Raw genomic sequence first — 1,610 nt, forward strand, 5'->3', positions numbered from 1 at the left:
TTCTTTAAGGTAAGGAGGTGATCCAACCGCAGGTTCCCCTACGGTTACCTTGTTACGACTTCACCCCAGTCATGAATCACAAAGTGGTAAGCGCCCTCCCGAAGGTTAAGCTACCTACTTCTTTTGCAACCCACTCCCATGGTGTGACGGGCGGTGTGTACAAGGCCCGGGAACGTATTCACCGTGGCATTCTGATCCACGATTACTAGCGATTCCGACTTCATGGAGTCGAGTTGCAGACTCCAATCCGGACTACGACGCACTTTATGAGGTCCGCTTGCTCTCGCGAGGTCGCTTCTCTTTGTATGCGCCATTGTAGCACGTGTGTAGCCCTGGTCGTAAGGGCCATGATGACTTGACGTCATCCCCACCTTCCTCCAGTTTATCACTGGCAGTCTCCTTTGAGTTCCCGACCTAATCGCTGGCAACAAAGGATAAGGGTTGCGCTCGTTGCGGGACTTAACCCAACATTTCACAACACGAGCTGACGACAGCCATGCAGCACCTGTCTCACAGTTCCCGAAGGCACCAATCCATCTCTGGAAAGTTCTGTGGATGTCAAGACCAGGTAAGGTTCTTCGCGTTGCATCGAATTAAACCACATGCTCCACCGCTTGTGCGGGCCCCCGTCAATTCATTTGAGTTTTAACCTTGCGGCCGTACTCCCCAGGCGGTCTACTTAACGCGTTAGCTCCGGAAGCCACGCCTCAAGGGCACAACCTCCAAGTAGACATCGTTTACGGCGTGGACTACCAGGGTATCTAATCCTGTTTGCTCCCCACGCTTTCGCACCTGAGCGTCAGTCTTTGTCCAGGGGGCCGCCTTCGCCACCGGTATTCCTCCAGATCTCTACGCATTTCACCGCTACACCTGGAATTCTACCCCCCTCTACAAGACTCAAGCCTGCCAGTTTCGAATGCAGTTCCCAGGTTGAGCCCGGGGATTTCACATCCGACTTGACAGACCGCCTGCGTGCGCTTTACGCCCAGTAATTCCGATTAACGCTTGCACCCTCCGTATTACCGCGGCTGCTGGCACGGAGTTAGCCGGTGCTTCTTCTGCGGGTAACGTCAATTGCTGCGGTTATTAACCACAACACCTTCCTCCCCGCTGAAAGTACTTTACAACCCGAAGGCCTTCTTCATACACGCGGCATGGCTGCATCAGGCTTGCGCCCATTGTGCAATATTCCCCACTGCTGCCTCCCGTAGGAGTCTGGACCGTGTCTCAGTTCCAGTGTGGCTGGTCATCCTCTCAGACCAGCTAGGGATCGTCGCCTTGGTGAGCCGTTACCTCACCAACAAGCTAATCCCATCTGGGCACATCTGATGGCAAGAGGCCCGAAGGTCCCCCTCTTTGGTCTTGCGACGTTATGCGGTATTAGCCACCGTTTCCAGTAGTTATCCCCCTCCATCAGGCAGTTTCCCAGACATTACTCACCCGTCCGCCACTCGTCAGCAAAGCAGCAAGCTGCTTCCTGTTACCGTTCGACTTGCATGTGTTAGGCCTGCCGCCAGCGTTCAATCTGAGCCATGATCAAACTCTTCAATTTAAAAGTTTGATGCTCAAAGAATTAAACTTCGTAATGAATTACGTGTTCACTCTTGAGA

1 rRNA gene is annotated in these 1,610 nt (G+C 53.4%); it reads right to left on the bottom strand.

The annotated features are described in order from the left end of the window. Window positions 1–10 precede the first annotated feature (10 nt). Window positions 11–1,552 (bottom strand): 16S ribosomal RNA (locus tag J4613_RS22410). Window positions 1,553–1,610 lie beyond the last annotated feature (58 nt).

Source organism: Salmonella sp. 32020114201800008SM (genome assembly GCF_017572025.1).
GTDB lineage: Bacteria > Pseudomonadota > Gammaproteobacteria > Enterobacterales > Enterobacteriaceae > Salmonella > Salmonella enterica.